The organism is Pseudoalteromonas sp. JSTW (assembly GCF_013423925.1).
Taxonomy (GTDB): Bacteria; Pseudomonadota; Gammaproteobacteria; order Enterobacterales; family Alteromonadaceae; genus Pseudoalteromonas; species Pseudoalteromonas lipolytica.
Genome location: NZ_CP058972.1, coordinates 139,983 through 156,586, shown reverse-complemented (window position 1 = coordinate 156,586; position 16,604 = coordinate 139,983). Strand labels below are relative to the sequence as shown.

Below are 16,604 nucleotides of genomic sequence, written 5' to 3'. Positions count from 1 at the left end.
TGCCCGTCAAATATGAACACGTGAGATCCCATCAAAACGGTTCATCTTTCGTTAAGTTTTATAGGTTAGATGAGATGCAAAAATTATGTATGCTTGATGCCGACAAAAATGTACTCAAATACGACATAACAATAAAAATCAATAAGTTAAACGTAGTGACACTGATATTCTTTTGCCGTCATACCATATTTTACTTTAAAAAATTTCGAGAAATGTGAGCGAGATGAAAAACCAATATCGTCAATCACCAAACTAATTTGACGACCTTGGCGTAACAACTCGGCAGCTTTTATGAGTCGATAATCCCGTAAATATTCACTCGGTGTCATGTTGAGAAACACTTTTAACTTACGCTGCAACTGACGTTCACTCAGTGCGAGATGCTTAGCACAATGCGTCATTGAGAATCCTTGTTGCTGATAATTTTCAGATACATAGTGCTCAAGCTTTTCAAGTAACTGTTTATCACGCGGATCAACGGGAGTATCTGCCTTTGGTGGGCTTTGATCTGGCACCTGAATCACATGCTGTTGCGCATATTGATTGACCCAATCAATCCAATTTTCGACTTTTAATAATAATTCTTCCCTGTCAAAAGGCTTGGTGATTACATCCAGAGCATGTTGTTTTAAACCGCTTACCCGCGTTTCATAGTCTCCTTTAGCAGTGAGTATTATCACGGGAATATGGCACGTAACAGGGGAGCTATGTAACGCATCTAATACGGCAAAGCCATCCACTTTTGGCATCATTAGGTCTGTCACTATCAAATCTGGCACTTGGCTTTGCGCTATTTGCAAACCAACGTGGCCATCTTCTGCCAGTAATACCTGATAACGCGGGTGTAATTCAGTTTTTAAATAATGACGCAACTCATCATTATCCTCGATAACTAGTACGGTAGGTTGCTCACAATTTTTCTTGGCTTTAAGGTTCTCACTGTCGATACTCACCGAGGTTGCCTGCTCGAGAGCCTCAGCTAATGGGAAACGAAGCGTAAATGTTGTGCCTACCGCTAAGCGACTAACAAGCTGAATGTCGCCTTGATACTTATCAACGAGACGTTTCACAATGGCTAACCCAACACCACTGCCTTCTACATTGGCTTGGCTGCTTACACGGTAAAAGATATCAAATACTTTCTCTTTCTCCGCATCAGCAATCCCTTTACCTGTATCGGTCACCTCAATAAAGGCATTGTTATCATGCGTTGTTATTTTTAAGCTTACACTCCCTTGTTTTGTATACTTGAAGGCATTGCTGAGTAAATTGCTTAATATAGTAATTAGCCCCTCTCGGGTGCTTGATATAAAAATTGCTTCTTCTATTTCAACATAAAACTCTACTGATTGCTCACCGAGTACAGAAAACTGTCCTGCAACCTCACGCGCAATCGCAGACAAGGATACAACCTTAATAATCTCTTCATTGCGCTCATCATAACGGGTCAATGTTAAGAGTTTATCGACCAGATTTTCTAAACGTCGACTGTTTCGTAATACCAAGGTTAACTGCTCACGTTTATCTGTGTTTTTTTCATTAAAAATAAGACGCTGCAATGGTGCGATTAACAAACTAAGTGGCGTACGTAACTCATGAGATGCATGCGTAAAAAAGCGCACTTTATTTTCAAGCGAATCACTAAGCGCATCAGCTTGCTGTTCTATCAGCGCTTTTTGCTCTGCAATTTCATCAGTGCGCTCATTGACAAGTTGCTCTAGTTGATACTTTTGTTTACGGATCCGATAGGTCCAAAGCACCGTTAATAACCACACCAAACATAAGACAAGTACTGCACAAACAACATAAAAAGCAGGGCTTTGCCACCATGGAGCCAGTACTTTGATATTCAATAACAATGGGGCGAGTGCGTTCGCTCCACTTTCGCTACTTGCTTTAACGATAAGCTGATAACTGCCAGGCGGTAAGTTGGTGTAATCTATTGATAAGTAAGGACCAGTTACATTTCTCCATTGCTGTTCAAAACCTTCTAAACGGTAAGAATACTTATTAGTTTTAGGTTCTGAATAATGCAAATAACTGACCTGTAAGTGCATGCGTGTAATATCGGCTGGCACTGTGACGATGCGACTCTTCTCGATTTGGTAAAGGCTACCGAGCTTACTCCCAGCAGAAGTAATAAGGTCTTGATCGTCAAACTGTAAACGCGTTAATGCTAACTGCCCACCTTGTTTATTCTTAACGAGTGTTTCAGGGTTAATAACACTTACACCTTGGGTGCCGCCAAACATTAACCGGCCATCTCGCATTTTCAGATAGGCGCCGGCATTAAATTCATTGCCTTGCAAACCGTGACGAGCTTTATAACTGGTGATTGCAAAATTCTCTGGATTTATTTTAGCTAATCCATTGTTTGTACTTACCCAAACCATGCCATCATTGCCTTTTAATAAAGCATAAATCACTTGATTAGGCATACCATCTGCCACATTAATAACCTTTACTTGCTGGCTATTGGTGTCAATGATATTTATTCCATTAGACGTCGCTAACCACATACGTGAACCTTCCTGTAAAAAGGCTCTCACCGTATTATCAGATAAAGCAGATGCGGGGTTACCTTTGCGATAATTAATTAAAGAATCAGTCGCAAAGTTATAGTAATACGCCCCATCCCCATCGGTTGCTATCCACATGTCTGTTGCGGAGCTTTGATATAAGCTTGTCACCCTTGCTGTAGGTATGACTAATTGAGAATGTGCCTGTTTTTCTGAAAAACTGATAAACCGACCTAATTGCCTATCAAAACAAAATAATCCACCACCATTCGTCCCTACCCAGACATTATTTTTCTCATCCACCAGCAAGGCGTAAATACTGTTTTCAGTTAATCCATGGCTCCCTTCATCAGCTCGAAAATGTGTCACACTGCCATCTTGGTGGAGCACATCAATACCCTGCTGCCAACTACCAACCCAAATGTCTCCATTTAAATCTTCGGTTATCGCTTTAATTGCGTTACTGGTAATTGAATTGGGTAAGTTGCTCGCCACGAGGTGTTTAATACGGTTTAATTGTTGATCAAGGATATCTATCCCGCCCCCCCCAACTGCCATACCAAATACGTTGCTGCGAATCTTCAAATAGCGCCCAAGCATCTTTACTTGAAAGCGGTGTCGGTTTTTTTAATTTACTGAATTGAAGTGAAGCAGGATCTAGCTTGCTGATACCATTGGCAGTACCAAACCACATAATATCGCTACTATCACGGTAAATACTGTAAACTCGGTCGTGCGCTAAGCTATATCTGTCAAATGGGTCATGGGTTAAAGCAGTAAACGTGTTGGTTTTGCGATCAAAAATATTGATGCCGCCCCCTCGCGTTGCAAGCCATACTCGACCTTGCTGATCAAACTCGATATCACGAATTTCGTTACTGGTTAACCCGTACTCTGAGTCGCTCGATTTAAGCCATTGCTGCATCGATTTTGCTGATAAATCAATCTTAAATAACCCACCGCCTTGACTGGCCAACCATATTGTTTCGTCATTTGCCTGCTTTATCGCAAAGATACTCGAATGAATGCTAGGCGGCTTTGTAAATCCATTCAACAACGTACTGACACGTTGTTGCTTAGCAAGATCATAATGAATTAATCCTGCACCATGAGTACCTAGCCACAATACATCGTGTATTTTTGTTATCGCATAAATAGGCTTTTTTATATCCCGCACTAGTGGGGTCACTTTTTCATTGCGTTTATTGTAAGCGAATAAACTGCCATCATACGTGCCGATATACAGCACGTGAGAATCAACAAACAAACTGGTAATACGGTAGTCTGTTAAAATGGGCGAAGAAAATTGGTAATCGTATAACGGGAGTTGATTTACGCCCCCATTGCGGGTGCCTATAAAAAGGTGCGATTCGTTATCGAGTGCAAGCGGATAAATGTAGTTATTCGTTAAACTATTGTTTTCTCCTGTTGACGAAAAAACAATAAATTCATTCCCATCAAAGCGGTTTAACCCTGCTTGCGTAGAGAACCATACAAACCCCTGCTGATCTTGTTGAATATCAAATACAACGCTTTGTGATAAGCCATTATCAATACTGAAATTTTGAAACGCAGGCCACGCAAAAGGTAAAAAAAATAGACTAAAAAGATAAATAAGAAACCGAGTCATCCCTAAAAGCTACACATTTATTATTAGTTATTAATAAAGAATAGTTCAGTTCAGTTAACATTCATAATAGTTCCCCATTTTAACTACATGAAAGAAAAGCTTTTATTATAGTCGGTTCTAAAGCTCATCACGTTTAAGCCCAATAATACCGCTATTGTTTCAGGCAAAAATACGTTGATGTGTATCTAATAATTTTAGTTAATTTAATTTCAGTGGGTTGCGGGAGCAGTAAATAATGAAGGCAAACCGACGACCTTCGGATTATAAACCTGAATTTCAGGCATAAAAAAACACGCGGCTGCGAGTCTGATCATGTTTGCTAATTTAATTTCAGTGGGTTGCGGGAGCAGTAAATAATGAAGGCAAACCGACGACCTTCGGATTATAAACCTGAATTTCAGGCATAAAAAAACACGCGGTGGCGTGTCTGATCATGTTTGCTAATTTAATTTCAGTTGGTTGCGGGAGCCGGATTTGAACCGACGACCTTCGGGTTATGAGCCCGACGAGCTACCAGGCTGCTCCATCCCGCGCCTGAAATTATTAAGTTTATTTTTCTTCTCACTTAATTTAAGAAGTCAGCCAATTCAAAGAATTGGTTGCGGGAGCCGGATTTGAACCGACGACCTTCGGGTTATGAGCCCGACGAGCTACCAGGCTGCTCCATCCCGCGCCTGAAATTATTAAGTTTATTTTTCTTCTCACTTAATTTAAGAAGTCAGCCAATTTAAAAAATTGGTTGCGGGAGCCGGATTTGAACCGACGACCTTCGGGTTATGAGCCCGACGAGCTACCAGGCTGCTCCATCCCGCGCCTGTAATCTCTTAGTAACATAAGCATGTTAACGATGCCCTGTACCAGAGAGAGCGCTATAATATAGCAAAAAAATTAGAAATCAAGGGTTATAATAATAAAAGCGGTTCAAGCGAACAAAAAGCACACAAAACTACTCTAAATAGCACGTTGATGAGGACTGATCATTTTTTGCCACTCCCAATCTGGGTGTCCCATTACAATAAAATCAGGATTCTCAGTACTTTCTCGTTGATTGTAAGTCAGTGGGTTAAATTCAGCGTCAGTAATGCATCCGCCAGCTTCTTCGACAATTACTTGAGATGCACCAGTATCCCATTCACCTGTTGGGCCAATACGTAAAAAGCAATCTGCTTTTCCCTCAGCAATAATGCAAGCCTTTAATGAACATGACCCTAATGCTACGGTGGCAAACTGAGTATTTAAATATTGACTGACCGCCTCAATTTTTTGCCTGCGACTCACCGCTAATGTTAAGTTATCTGGCGTTGCTACCGAAATTTGCTTATCTTGGCCATTTTCACGTTTAAACGCACCATTTTGATAACTTGCGAAATACGTCACTTGTTTAGCTGGCCAGTGTATAACGCCTAAGACGGGATGATTGTTTTCAATCAACGCAATATTTACCGCAAAGTCGCCACTTTCTAAAATAAACTCTCCCGTACCATCCATAGGATCTAGCAACCAATATCGCTGCCAATGTTTCCTATCTTCAAGTGCTGGAATAGGCGTCTCTTCAGACATAATCGGAATATCGGGAGCCAACTTTCTTAGGCCTGCCATCAATACTTCGTTCGATGCCAAGTCAGCTTTCGTTACGGGTGTATTATCTGACTTTTCTTCAGCACCAATATCATCTTGCTGATAAATAGCCATAATAGCCTCACCTGCCTGCTCAGCTAAACGAATGCACGGTTCTAAAAAATTATTCATTGCCCGCTCCTGACTCTAGGTACTTTGTTAATAATAGCAAAGCTGCAACACTTCGTGCTTCAGTAAAGTCATCTTGTTGTAATAAAGATTGCCAATCTTGTATTGGCCATTTAACAACAACGAGCGGTTCAGGCTCATCACCAGGTAACGTTTCTGGATAAAGTTGCTCTGCATAGAGAATATGCATAGTGGCATTAAAGTAACTGGGTGCCATCGTTACTTTTTTTAGTGCAGAAAAATGCTTCGCACCAAAACCGACCTCTTCTTTAAGCTCTCGGTTTGCGGCTTGCTCTGGTGTTTCTCCAGGATCAATTAAGCCCTTAGGAAAACCGAGTTGATAGTCGTTCGTGCCTGCACAATATTCCCTTACTAATAGCAATTCATTATCAGCTGTAACGGGCACAATCATCACAGCTCCCCGGCCTCCACCACGAATTCTTTCATACTGCCTTTGTTCATCATTTGAAAACTTCAAAGCCAGAGATTCAACAGTAAATAGTCGGCTTTTGGCGACGACTTCGTTAGACAATATTTGCGGAGGTGTTGGGTGCTTTTTCTGTGTCATTGGCATTAATTTGCTATCATGTCAGTTACACTCATGATAAATCTTTTAAAGTGAATTGCCTATGTTAAATTGGTCAAAAATCGATACAGTACTGCTTGATATGGATGGCACTCTGCTCGATTTGCATTTTGATAATTACTTTTGGCTTACCGTTATTCCCGAACAATATGCATTAAAGCATGGACTCAGTTTAGAGCAGGCGAAAACAGACATTTTTCAACGCTATCAAAAAGTAAGCGGCCAAATAAGTTGGTATTGTTTAGATTACTGGCAACAGCAACTCGATTTACCCATTATGGCGTTAAAGCGTGATATTCAGCATTTAATAAAAATTCGCGAAGACGTCCCCCCTTTTCTAACCGAACTTAGAAAAACAGGCAAAGAATTAATCTTACTTACGAATGCCCACCCAGATTGTGTCATGTTAAAGTTTGAGTTAACGGCAATAGACAATTATTTAGATGGCGTTATTTCAACCCATCAATATGGTGTGAGTAAAGAACATCAACCTTTATGGCAGCAAGTGCAACAAGAATGGCAGTTTGATAAAGCGCGCACTTTATTTGTTGATGACAGTCCCGCAGTGCTCGATGCGGCCAAAGAGTTTGGCATAGGCCATATACTTGCGGTTGCCAACCCTGATAGCCGACAACCGCATAAACAGTTCGATGGCTATTTATCTACCACCGACTTTCGTGACTTCATGCCCCTAAAATGAGCATAAATAGGTTTATTTAGGGTAACGCTGCTCTAAGCCTTGATAGACAAGCTTTGCAAAATCAGCATGCTCCGTACCGAGGCTTTTAACGACTTCAACTAAATGCTCGTTATCTTCTTGACCGTTCCACACCTTTATATAACTGCCATCTTTGTAACCATGATCTTGGCGGAAGAAATTAAGTGTATTTTTGCCAACATAGCCACGATATAAATCGTCGATATCCATGCCAATTTGCGCCATACATCCAGCGAATGCGGCAGCATTAAAACGCTTTTCAGCAACGGCGGTTGCAGCCAATAACTCAAGCGTTTGTTTAAAATCGTCAGCTTGCTCAGGCGCACTTAGTTCAGCTTCAAGTTGAGCGGCAAGTTGCTCGTAACTTGTTTCCCCGTCGATACGCAGTGATAAACCAAAATGGAAAATGTCGACCAGCTCCAAAATAACTTGCTCAGTATCTGGGGTTTGTTTTTTCCACCATTTCCAACCATAGTGGTCGAGCATTTCAGCACACTCAACCCAAATAGCACGATACCATTCAAAACCTTGGCTAAACCATTGCTCATGCACTTTTGTATTCATGGCATTTTGCATCTCAAGCATGACAACGATTTTTTGTAAATTAGCAGACATTTTTAATCCCAACTTGCATTTTTATTTAGCTATATACTACAGATAAATTCAGCATTGATGAAATTAAAAAACAGCTAAGCAGGTCTTCATAAGCAGTTGAAAAAAATAATTGAGGAATACCATGCTGAGAACCCTTCTTGTTAGTGCATTACTTGTGCTATCTAGCCAAACACTTGCAGCCACAGCTCATAATATTGCTGACTCGGCAGAGCACGTCAGTCCACTATTGCCTGGATTAACAATTCCAGATGTTGATTTAAAAGACCAAAACGGCACAACCGTTTCTTTAAAAAAACGTTTTAAAGAAAAAACTACCGTATTAATCGTTTACCGAGGTGGATGGTGTCCCTATTGTTCCAAGCAATTAGCCAACGTACAAAAAATTGAGGATCAATTAGCAGACTTGGGGGCACAAATTATTGCAATATCTCCGGATAGTCCAGAAAAGCTAGCCGAGACTAAAATAACCTCTGCGAACTATCAACTACTCTCTGATGATAGTTTGGCATTGAGCCAAACGTTGGGATTGGCATTTTATCTCGATGACAAGACCGCAAAAATTTATCGCAACAAGTTAGGGGTTAACTTTGTATCACTCGATGGCAAAGCACAGGTTGCGTTACCCGTTCCTGCTGTTTTTGTAGTAGATAAGCAAGGGCTTATCCACTTTCAGTATGCGAACCCTAATTATAACGTTCGTTTAACAGAAGACGTATTGTTAGCCGCAGTTAAATCAGTGAGCGAACAATAAACACACTATCGAGTGATTAATTAAGTAGGGCTTTAAGCCCTGCTTAACGACCTTGCGCAAACGCGTGCCAAGACTCAATTAAATCAACAAAATCCTCAAAACCGCAGCCACTGCTTAAGCCATCTTCTTCAAGCATTAAATCATCATCCTGATACGCCATGAGATCTTCATTATCTTGATGAAGAGCATGAGCTTCAAACAACGCTTCGTCCTTACTCAAAATCAAATCTATTTCTTGGCCTTGCAGTGTTAAGGGCTCATGGCTATTTTTAACGGCGGAAATTAGCGCCTGGACCATCGCTATTTTTTCTTTGCCTATTTCTTCATTCAACCAACGACCGATAACCGCATGTTCAGTCGAAATTTTAATACGTAAACCGCTCATTGGATCGCGGATAAATTGATATTCCATCGTAAATACTCACAACTCTTGATGCAGTAATTATATCGGTTGCGGCATGCAGTAGCGAGTTCAGAAGGCCAAAAACAACACTAGCGCCCAATGGCGCTAGTGTTAATGCTGTTTAGATATATAAAAAATTGCTAGAGTCGCGACTTGAAACGCGCGGCATCAATGATTGCCCATAGGTATACAATCGGAAGTAATATGAAACCAACGGCGACATAAATTAATACCCCACTTATGATCCACGCTAAGAAAAATGCGATCGCCGCCATCAAACGACCTTGCACCAGTTGCCCTAAACCGGGAAAAAAGATATTACATATTGCTGCGATTACATTACCGCCAGAACCTTGCTCTGCCATACTAACCTCTGTAGTTTTTGATGATTATACTTTTTATAAACACACTTCATGCCAACTTATTATATTTTATAAATCAACACGTTAAATTTTCACACTGTTTTTATTTTAGTTCTTTTTGCCACAAATAGGTCAAATTCACAATTTTTATTATGCAATTTTAATAACTTGCCAAAATAGCTGTTTATAAAAACAGTATTTTATTTAGCCTTGCATAAACACCTGTTATACTCCTCTCATTATAGATTGAAAAGGCGTAACGATGGACGTTTCTGAATTACTCGATGGCTTAAATGACAAACAACGGGATGCAGTCGCAGCCCCATTGCAAAATATGCTAGTACTTGCTGGTGCAGGTTCTGGTAAAACTCGAGTACTTGTTCATCGTATCGCATGGCTAATGCAAGTTGAGCAAGCCTCTGCCTACAGTATTTTTGCGGTCACCTTTACCAATAAAGCTGCAAAAGAGATGCGCTCTCGCGTAGAAGAAACCTTAAAAGCGCCTGTTGGTGGCATGTGGATTGGCACTTTCCACGGGTTGTCTCACCGTATTTTGCGTGCACATCATCGTGAAGCAAAATTACCTGAAAGCTTTCAAATCTTAGATTCAGACGATCAGCAGCGAATGATCAAACGCTTACTTAAAGCAATGAATATCGATGATAAAAAGTGGCCAGCGAAACAGTTTAGCTGGTACATCAGTGCTAAAAAAGACGAAGGTCTGCGCCCTAAAGATATTCAGGCTTACGATATCAATGAGCAAATGATGCTGAAAGTTTATGCAGCATATCAAGAAGCATGTGATCGTGCTGGTTTGGTCGACTTTGCAGAAATTTTATTACGCTGCTACGAAGTACTTAACAATCACCCTACGCTACTGCGTCATTATCAGCAGCGTTTTGCTCATATGTTGGTAGACGAGTTCCAAGATACCAATACGATTCAATATGCTTGGTTAAAGCTGCTAGCAGGAAACACCAACAGCATTATGATAGTAGGTGATGATGACCAAAGTATCTATGGTTGGCGCGGTGCACGTATTGAGAATATTAAACGCTTTTTAACCGACTTCGAAGCCGAAACCATTCGTCTTGAACAGAACTACCGCTCAACAGCCACAATATTAAAAGCCTCCAATGCGCTAATTAAAAATAATGCTGAACGCATGGGTAAAAGCCTCTGGACCGATGGTAACGAAGGTGAACCAATTTCGGTGTATGCCGCTTTTAACGAATTAGATGAAGCCCGTTTCGTAAGCAGTAAACTGCGTAGCTGGTTAAATGCTGGTAATGCCTTGCAAGATGCCGCGATTCTATACCGTAACAATGCGCAATCTCGTGTACTCGAGGAAGCCATGTTACAAGAAGGGCTTAAATACCGCATTTATGGCGGCATGCGCTTCTTCGAGCGTCAAGAGATTAAAGACGCCCTTTCGTACCTGCGCTTAGTGGGTAATCGCCAAGATGATGCCGCCTTTGAGCGCGTTATTAACACCCCTGCTCGTGGCATTGGAGATAAAACCCTCAGCCACATTCGTGACTGTGCGCGGAACGAGTCTCTTCCTCTGTGGTATGCTGCAAAAGCCATTATTGAACAGCAGCATCTATCTGGGCGTGCAGCCAGTGCAGTAACAAAATTTTTAGAGCTGGTTGAGCACATTGAAGACAAAATCAGTGATCTTACCTTAGAAGAGCAAGCTAAATACGCGATTCAAACTTCAGGGTTGATGGCCATGTACCAAGCTGAAAAAGGTGAAAAAGGCCGCGCTCGCGTAGAAAACTTAGAAGAGCTCATTAGTGCCTGTGGCCAATATGAGCTACCTGAAGACGAAGAATTCAGCTCACCACTGCAAGGCTTTCTTGCGTACACTTCTCTCGAATCAGGCGAAGGTCAAGCCGATGAGCACGAAGATGCCGTGCAAATGATGACACTTCATTCAGCAAAAGGCCTTGAGTTCCCGCTTGTTTTTATGGTGGGTGTTGAAGAAGGCATGTTTCCTTCACAGCAAAGTAATGAGGAGTCTGGTCGCTTAGAAGAAGAGCGCCGTTTGTGTTATGTAGGCATGACCCGAGCGATGGAAAAGCTGTACATTAGTCACGCTGAAACTCGCCGTTTATATGGCCAAGAAAAATACCACAGCCCCTCTCGATTCTTGCGCGAAATGCCAGAAGACTGTGTTGAGGAAATTCGTATCAAAACACAAGTTTCAAGGCCCCCAGCCGCAGGCCGTTTTAGCTCATCAGTCACACATGCCGCATTTGAAGACAGTGGCTTTAATTTAGGGCAACGCGTTTTACATGCAAAATTTGGTGTAGGAACGGTACTAAATTATGAAGGCAGTGGTGCACAGTCACGTATTCAAGTGAACTTTGATGATTTAGGCAGTAAGTGGCTTGTTACTCAGTATGCAAGACTTCAAGCCTTATAACGACTACCTAAGCATGCTCATCACTGAGCTGACGATTGCCAAGCATCGTCAGCTTATTGTGGTGCAAGGTGATGCAACCTGGTGTTATGCATTTGCCAATCAACTGTCACTGCCAAACACGTATGTGTTTAGCAGTTGCCATCAATTAAAAAATAGCGCCTTCCCAAAGCATGTTCATCAAATTCTTGGACAAGAGTTTCAACACGCGATTTTTGATGGTTTTAGTGGACTGTATGCAGATAAGTTAGCCGCGCTTGCCGGTACAGTTAAAGCCGGTGGTGTGTTTATTTTATTACTCCCGAATGACCCAACATGGGTCGATCCTGCGCTTGAAAACGTCACATCGTTTGGACAAACAATAACGCATAGTTTCTTTAATGAACGCCTAACTACATTATTAGAGTCGCAAACACACATTTTTAAGCAGCACATCACGCCAACGACATATCAAACAATACACCCACATCACGCATTAATTGACTTTTCTCAACAACAGGCGTGTATTGAGCAAATAATTAAAACAGCACAGGGTCGCGCACATCGTCCTCTCGTAATTAGTGCTGATAGAGGGCGAGGAAAATCAGCCGCATTAGGCCTTGCAGCTGCTGCATTAAAGGATAAAAAAATACTGCTGTGTGCGACTCAAGTTAAAGCGGTGCAAACCACATTTAAACACTTAGCTGAACAACTTAATGTCCCTTTGCAAGCCAATTGCAAGCAACTTGCAAACCTAAGTTATAGTGCTCCTGATAACCTCCTTAATGAAAAACCTCAATGCGATCTGCTATTTATAGATGAAGCTGCAGCTATCCCTGTTCCTATGCTAATGCAAATTTTACACTCGTACCCACGTATTGTGTTTGCTAGCACCATGGTCGGTTATGAAGGCAATGGCCGCGGTTATACACTGCGCTTTTTACATTATTTGCGCAGCCAGTTTAAGTCATTAAAGACAATAAACTTAGACGCACCGATCCGCTTTGCAAAGCATGATCCGCTTGAGTACGCCATACGCGATTTATTACTGCTTGATGCGCAATACAATCAAGTCGCTAGTTCGTTACCTTTGCAGTTCGAGCAGGTTAGCAAGGAGCGCCTTATTCGTGATGAACACTTATTAAGCCAAGTTATGGCACTCCTCGCGTTAGCGCACTACCAAACCAGTGTGAGTGATTTACGTCAATTGCTTGATGCACCTGAATTACACTTATTTATTTGCCGACAAGCAGAAAACCTACAAGCCGTCTGTTTAGTCGCAATTGAAGGGGGACTATCGCAAGATATTGCAGAGCAAGTAATAACAGGCGAACGCCGCCCGCAAGGGCATTTAATGGCACAAACATTAACTCAGTTAACGCATGATACGCAGTGGCTAACAGGTCACTCTGCACGCGTTGTGAGAATCGCTGTAGCACCAGAGAGCCACCAACAAGGTATAGGATCTGCCTTATTAGATTTTTGCCAACAACAACTAAGTACGTGCGATTTCTTTGGTGCAAGTTTTGGGGCAAATGCGTCATTAGTTAGGTTTTGGAAAACAAATGGTTTTCGCCTTGTAAAGCTAGGTTTTAACCGTGATAAAGCCACTGCAGAACATGCTGCACTTGTTATTAAGCCATTAAAAACACAAAGCAAAGCAGTCACAGAGCAATTAAAAGAAGAATTTAAGCAAGACCTATCCGTGCAACTATTTGGGCATTTTAACTCTTTACCATGGCAACTAGTTGATGAACTACTCTCAGGCTATTCAACAATAGGTTGCTCTTCAGAAATGCTTAATAGAGCAGACAGGTTACTCAACAACGACGTTTCACTCTTTAAATTACAACCCTTACTGTGGCAGCTTATTTGGCACATGCCTATTAGTCTAAATTTACTCGACCAAGATACAAAAATGATCCTTATTAGACTAGTATTACAGCAAATTGATGTGAAAAGCGTAATTGATGAAGCACACTTCACGGGTAAAAAAGAGTTCGACATTCGGTTCAAAAAAGCAGTACACGATTGGTATGCCCAGTTTACTTTACTTAATAAGAGCAACCGTTAAGCGCCTAGCGATTTGCTTGCTTTTCGTGCCTATTATAGGAAACACTCAACATACACAGCCACCTATAAAATTAGGGATGTCTACCGCACTAACTGGTCCTGCAAAACACATCGGCGAGCAATTAGCACTGGGTAGTACAATCTATTTCAACAAAGTAAATGCACGTGATGGAATACATGGTCAAAATATTGATCTTATTCTTGCTGATGACGGTTATGAGCCTAAAAACACCGTTGTAAACACACGACAATTTTTATTTAATGACAAAATAGACGCTATTTTCGGCTCGATGGGTACACCGACTGCAAATGCGATTAAGCCCCTTTTAGATAGACATCGAGTGCCCTTCCTGATGCCTTTTACTGGTGCTGACTTTCTCCATAACCAGTCAATGCCAAACGTCTTTAACTTACGCGCAAGCTATCAAGATGAAGCGATAGAGCAAATTAATTATTTAGTTCAGGAGCGCAAGCATAAAAAAATAGGGTTGATGATCCAAGCCGATGAGTTTGGTTTTTTAGTTGAAAGTAACTTAATAATGGCACTGCAAAAACACGATTTGGTACCGGTTGAAGTTGCACGTTTCAAACGAAATAGCGAAGAGATATCAAAGGCACTAGAACAACTTAAAGTTAGTGGAGTCACCGCAGTATGCATGGTAGGCACTTATCAACCATTAGCCGAATTTATTAATACTGGATACGAGCAAGGTTTCAAACCCGACTATACCTCAGTATCATTTGTGTCGAGTTTTGATTTATACTCTCTCATTCACCACCCAAGTACTATTATGGTAACGGAGGTTGTGCCAGACCCCAATCAGTGTGACAACTCCTTATGCAAGCAATTTAGAGCAGATATCAAGCCCTATAACACAAGCCCTAACAGAATTATTTTTGAAGGCTATTTGAATGCAGTTGCGTTAGTGAGCGCCGCACAAAAGTGCACAACACCGTTGAATAATCAATGCTTACTGACTGAACTAAATAAGCTCTTTAGTGATACGTCTGAGTTTGCCGATTTATTTAACAATCAGACAAACAACACGGATAAAAAGATCTACCGATCCTATTTTAAAAGTAATTGAAATTAACTACTGCTAAATCGAAATAATGTTCTATGCTTTAAAGACTTAACAAGGCTTTGAGGGAAATATGGATCTGATTAATTTTCGTGTTGGGCAAAAGACCATTTCACTTAAGATTCTCGATATTCTTCTAACAGAACGTTACGAAAATAACCTGACATCTTTGCCTAATGAAAATAAAAGCTTCATTGGTGTAAAAGATTACATGGAAACACCCACGCCCATCTTTGATTTAGGCATTGTACTTAATAACCAATCAACCAATAAGACAAATGCAGAGCTCACTGACTTATTGGTTGAAAAAGAAAAAGATCACCAACAATGGTTGAGCGCACTAGAGCATAGCCTGCTCACAGGCGCAGCCTTCACAAACACAATTGATCCGGATAAATGCGATTTTGGCCGATGGTACAACAGCTTTAAAACTGACAACGAAGACCTGCAAAATATCCTCGATAAGTTCGACACCCCCCACAGAGAATTGCACGCCATGGCGCGTGAATTCTTAGACCTTCAAAAAACAATGACAAAAGAGAACGTTATTCGTTTGTTTGAAGAAAAGAAGCGCCAAGTGTTTAATCAGTTAATACGCTTGTTTGAGTCTGCAAGAGAGCAGATTATTCTGGATTACAAGCCTATCATAATCTTTACCACTAAAGATGGCGTAACACCTCATATAGGCCTCCTCGTTGACAAGGTAGAAGACAATATCAATGTAAAGAAAGAGGATATTAAACCGCTTGATAAGCTTACCTCCGTAGGTTTTGATGTTGATCCTCAAACTAGAAATATGATGCGTGGTTTAATCAAAATGAAAAACAAGCATAGTTTGTTACTCGATCCTAGCGCCATATTCCGCCCTGAGCATTTAATGCGCCATGAAGCCGAAGAGACCGAAGAATATGGCTTGTTTTAATAACTAGCAATGAATCACTATCTCGTTGGAACAGCTATAGCCGTGAATATCAGTGGTTATGCATGAAGGGCATATCAGACACTTTCGGCACTCAAGTGCCTCTACGTCCTAATTATTTGAGCCAGAAGTGAAATGAGCGATTTAGAGCCCCTTGCACTTCTGTCATTGTGATTAAGAAGCGTGGGAACGGCTTTAGCCGTGAATGTCAGTGGTTATGTATGAAGGGCATATCAGACACTTCGGCACTAAAGTGCCTCCTACTACGCCTAGTTATTTGAACCAGAAGCGAAGTGAGCAATTTAAGGGAATCTTTCATTCTTGTCGTCATGATTAAACAACATGGGAATTGTGATTAAACATCTGATTACAAAGCGTGGGAACGGCTTTAGCCGTGAATGTCAGTGGTTATGTATGAAGGGCATATCAGATACTTCGGCACTAAAGTGCCTCCTACATCTCTTCACCTTGCGCTGATGCCTACTAGGATATAGGTCGTAGGGGTCTTGGTTGGGTGTTTTATTTTCCTACAGGCAAAAAAAACCCGACTCTTTCGAATCGGGTTTCTCTAATTTGGAGCCTGGCGATGTCCTACTTTCACATGGCAAATGCCACACTATCATCGGCGCTGTTTCGTTTCACTACTGAGTTCGGCATGGAATCAGGTGGGTCCAAAACGCTATTGTCACCAAGCAAATTTGGTTGTTAATCGCATCTGCAATTAACTAAAATCTGGAATTCTGATAATCGTAAATCTACTTTAGTATACTAACTTCTGTCTGTTACGCTGTCATAA

13 protein-coding genes, 3 tRNA genes and 1 rRNA gene are annotated in these 16,604 nt (G+C 41.2%); 6 read left to right on the top strand and 11 right to left on the bottom strand.

Annotated features, from left to right (window positions below):
• Window positions 1–146: 146 nt before the first annotated feature.
• The 7 genes from GZH31_RS00775 to nudE form a co-directional block, all read right to left on the bottom strand.
• Window positions 147–3,104 carry an ATP-binding protein gene (locus GZH31_RS00775; RefSeq protein WP_180311287.1) on the bottom strand — a complete coding sequence of 986 codons (2,958 nt, stop codon included), beginning with the start codon at window positions 3,102–3,104 and terminating at the stop codon, window positions 147–149.
• Window positions 3,043–4,149, bottom strand: a complete 1,107-nt coding sequence (locus tag GZH31_RS00770) for a two-component regulator propeller domain-containing protein (RefSeq protein WP_180311286.1) — start codon at window positions 4,147–4,149, stop codon at window positions 3,043–3,045. Before GZH31_RS00770 ends, GZH31_RS00775 begins: the two co-directional genes overlap by 62 nt.
• A 456-nt stretch (window positions 4,150–4,605) precedes the next feature.
• A tRNA-Met gene (locus GZH31_RS00765) sits at window positions 4,606–4,682 on the bottom strand.
• Window positions 4,683–4,745: 63 nt separating this feature from the next.
• Window positions 4,746–4,822 (bottom strand) — tRNA-Met (locus GZH31_RS00760).
• Between the two features lie 63 nt (window positions 4,823–4,885).
• Window positions 4,886–4,962, bottom strand: a tRNA-Met gene (locus tag GZH31_RS00755).
• A 138-nt stretch (window positions 4,963–5,100) separates the two neighbouring features.
• Complete coding sequence (cysQ, locus tag GZH31_RS00750) at window positions 5,101–5,898, bottom strand: 3'(2'),5'-bisphosphate nucleotidase CysQ (protein WP_036974269.1); 798 nt, start codon at window positions 5,896–5,898, stop codon at window positions 5,101–5,103.
• Window positions 5,891–6,463 carry an ADP compounds hydrolase NudE gene (nudE, locus tag GZH31_RS00745; RefSeq protein WP_036974304.1) on the bottom strand — a complete coding sequence of 191 codons (573 nt, stop codon included), beginning with the start codon at window positions 6,461–6,463 and terminating at the stop codon, window positions 5,891–5,893. Before nudE ends, cysQ begins: the two co-directional genes overlap by 8 nt.
• 61 nt (window positions 6,464–6,524) lie before the next feature.
• Here nudE and yrfG point away from each other — a divergent pair, with 61 nt between their 5' ends.
• The gene (yrfG, locus tag GZH31_RS00740; protein ID WP_036974272.1) at window positions 6,525–7,181 is read left to right on the top strand and encodes a GMP/IMP nucleotidase; all 657 of its coding nucleotides are present in this window, start codon (window positions 6,525–6,527) and stop codon (window positions 7,179–7,181) included.
• Window positions 7,182–7,193: 12 nt separating this feature from the next.
• Here the strand turns inward: yrfG and GZH31_RS00735 are convergent, their stop codons facing one another.
• Window positions 7,194–7,814 carry a dUTP diphosphatase gene (locus GZH31_RS00735; protein WP_075594192.1) on the bottom strand — a complete coding sequence of 207 codons (621 nt, stop codon included), beginning with the start codon at window positions 7,812–7,814 and terminating at the stop codon, window positions 7,194–7,196.
• A gap of 124 nt (window positions 7,815–7,938) precedes the next feature.
• Here GZH31_RS00735 and GZH31_RS00730 point away from each other — a divergent pair, with 124 nt between their 5' ends.
• Window positions 7,939–8,565, top strand: a complete 627-nt coding sequence (locus GZH31_RS00730; RefSeq protein WP_180311614.1) for a peroxiredoxin-like family protein — start codon at window positions 7,939–7,941, stop codon at window positions 8,563–8,565.
• Window positions 8,566–8,608: 43 nt separating this feature from the next.
• Here the strand turns inward: GZH31_RS00730 and GZH31_RS00725 are convergent, their stop codons facing one another.
• Both GZH31_RS00725 and GZH31_RS00720 read right to left on the bottom strand, forming a co-directional pair.
• Window positions 8,609–8,977, bottom strand: a complete 369-nt coding sequence (locus GZH31_RS00725) for a YacL family protein (protein WP_036974277.1) — start codon at window positions 8,975–8,977, stop codon at window positions 8,609–8,611.
• Between the two features lie 131 nt (window positions 8,978–9,108).
• Complete coding sequence (locus GZH31_RS00720; protein ID WP_036974279.1) at window positions 9,109–9,333, bottom strand: hypothetical protein; 225 nt, start codon at window positions 9,331–9,333, stop codon at window positions 9,109–9,111.
• A 259-nt stretch (window positions 9,334–9,592) separates the two neighbouring features.
• Here GZH31_RS00720 and uvrD point away from each other — a divergent pair, with 259 nt between their 5' ends.
• The 4 genes from uvrD to GZH31_RS00700 all read left to right on the top strand — a co-directional run bounded on the left by uvrD (window position 9,593) and on the right by GZH31_RS00700 (window position 15,811).
• Complete coding sequence (gene uvrD, locus GZH31_RS00715; RefSeq protein ID WP_036974281.1) at window positions 9,593–11,758, top strand: DNA helicase II; 2,166 nt, start codon at window positions 9,593–9,595, stop codon at window positions 11,756–11,758.
• Window positions 11,736–13,808 carry a GNAT family N-acetyltransferase gene (locus GZH31_RS00710; RefSeq protein ID WP_118843895.1) on the top strand — a complete coding sequence of 691 codons (2,073 nt, stop codon included), beginning with the start codon at window positions 11,736–11,738 and terminating at the stop codon, window positions 13,806–13,808. Before uvrD ends, GZH31_RS00710 begins: the two co-directional genes overlap by 23 nt.
• A gap of 76 nt (window positions 13,809–13,884) precedes the next feature.
• Window positions 13,885–14,895, top strand: a complete 1,011-nt coding sequence (locus tag GZH31_RS00705) for an ABC transporter substrate-binding protein (RefSeq protein WP_227006853.1) — start codon at window positions 13,885–13,887, stop codon at window positions 14,893–14,895.
• Window positions 14,896–14,962: 67 nt separating this feature from the next.
• Window positions 14,963–15,811 carry a CZB domain-containing protein gene (locus tag GZH31_RS00700; protein ID WP_074989638.1) on the top strand — a complete coding sequence of 283 codons (849 nt, stop codon included), beginning with the start codon at window positions 14,963–14,965 and terminating at the stop codon, window positions 15,809–15,811.
• 575 nt (window positions 15,812–16,386) lie between these two features.
• Here the strand turns inward: GZH31_RS00700 and rrf are convergent.
• Window positions 16,387–16,501 (bottom strand): 5S ribosomal RNA (rrf, locus tag GZH31_RS00695).
• Window positions 16,502–16,604: the final 103 nt, after the last annotated feature.

Bases quoted from the DNA above. Each gene is read 5' to 3' on its own strand.
- GZH31_RS00770 (WP_180311286.1), bottom strand. From the start codon at position 4,149: ATGACTCGGTTTCTTATTTATCTTTTTAGTCTATTTTTTTTACCTTTT.
- cysQ (WP_036974269.1), bottom strand. From the start codon at position 5,898: ATGAATAATTTTTTAGAACCGTGCATTCGTTTAGCTGAGCAGGCAGGT.
- nudE (WP_036974304.1), bottom strand. From the start codon at position 6,463: ATGACACAGAAAAAGCACCCAACACCTCCGCAAATATTGTCTAACGAA.
- yrfG (WP_036974272.1), top strand. From the start codon at position 6,525: ATGTTAAATTGGTCAAAAATCGATACAGTACTGCTTGATATGGATGGC.
- GZH31_RS00735 (WP_075594192.1), bottom strand. From the start codon at position 7,814: ATGTCTGCTAATTTACAAAAAATCGTTGTCATGCTTGAGATGCAAAAT.
- GZH31_RS00725 (WP_036974277.1), bottom strand. From the start codon at position 8,977: ATGGAATATCAATTTATCCGCGATCCAATGAGCGGTTTACGTATTAAA.
- GZH31_RS00720 (WP_036974279.1), bottom strand. From the start codon at position 9,333: ATGGCAGAGCAAGGTTCTGGCGGTAATGTAATCGCAGCAATATGTAAT.
- uvrD (WP_036974281.1), top strand. From the start codon at position 9,593: ATGGACGTTTCTGAATTACTCGATGGCTTAAATGACAAACAACGGGAT.
- GZH31_RS00710 (WP_118843895.1), top strand. From the start codon at position 11,736: ATGCAAGACTTCAAGCCTTATAACGACTACCTAAGCATGCTCATCACT.
- GZH31_RS00705 (WP_227006853.1), top strand. From the start codon at position 13,885: ATGTCTACCGCACTAACTGGTCCTGCAAAACACATCGGCGAGCAATTA.
- GZH31_RS00700 (WP_074989638.1), top strand. From the start codon at position 14,963: ATGGATCTGATTAATTTTCGTGTTGGGCAAAAGACCATTTCACTTAAG.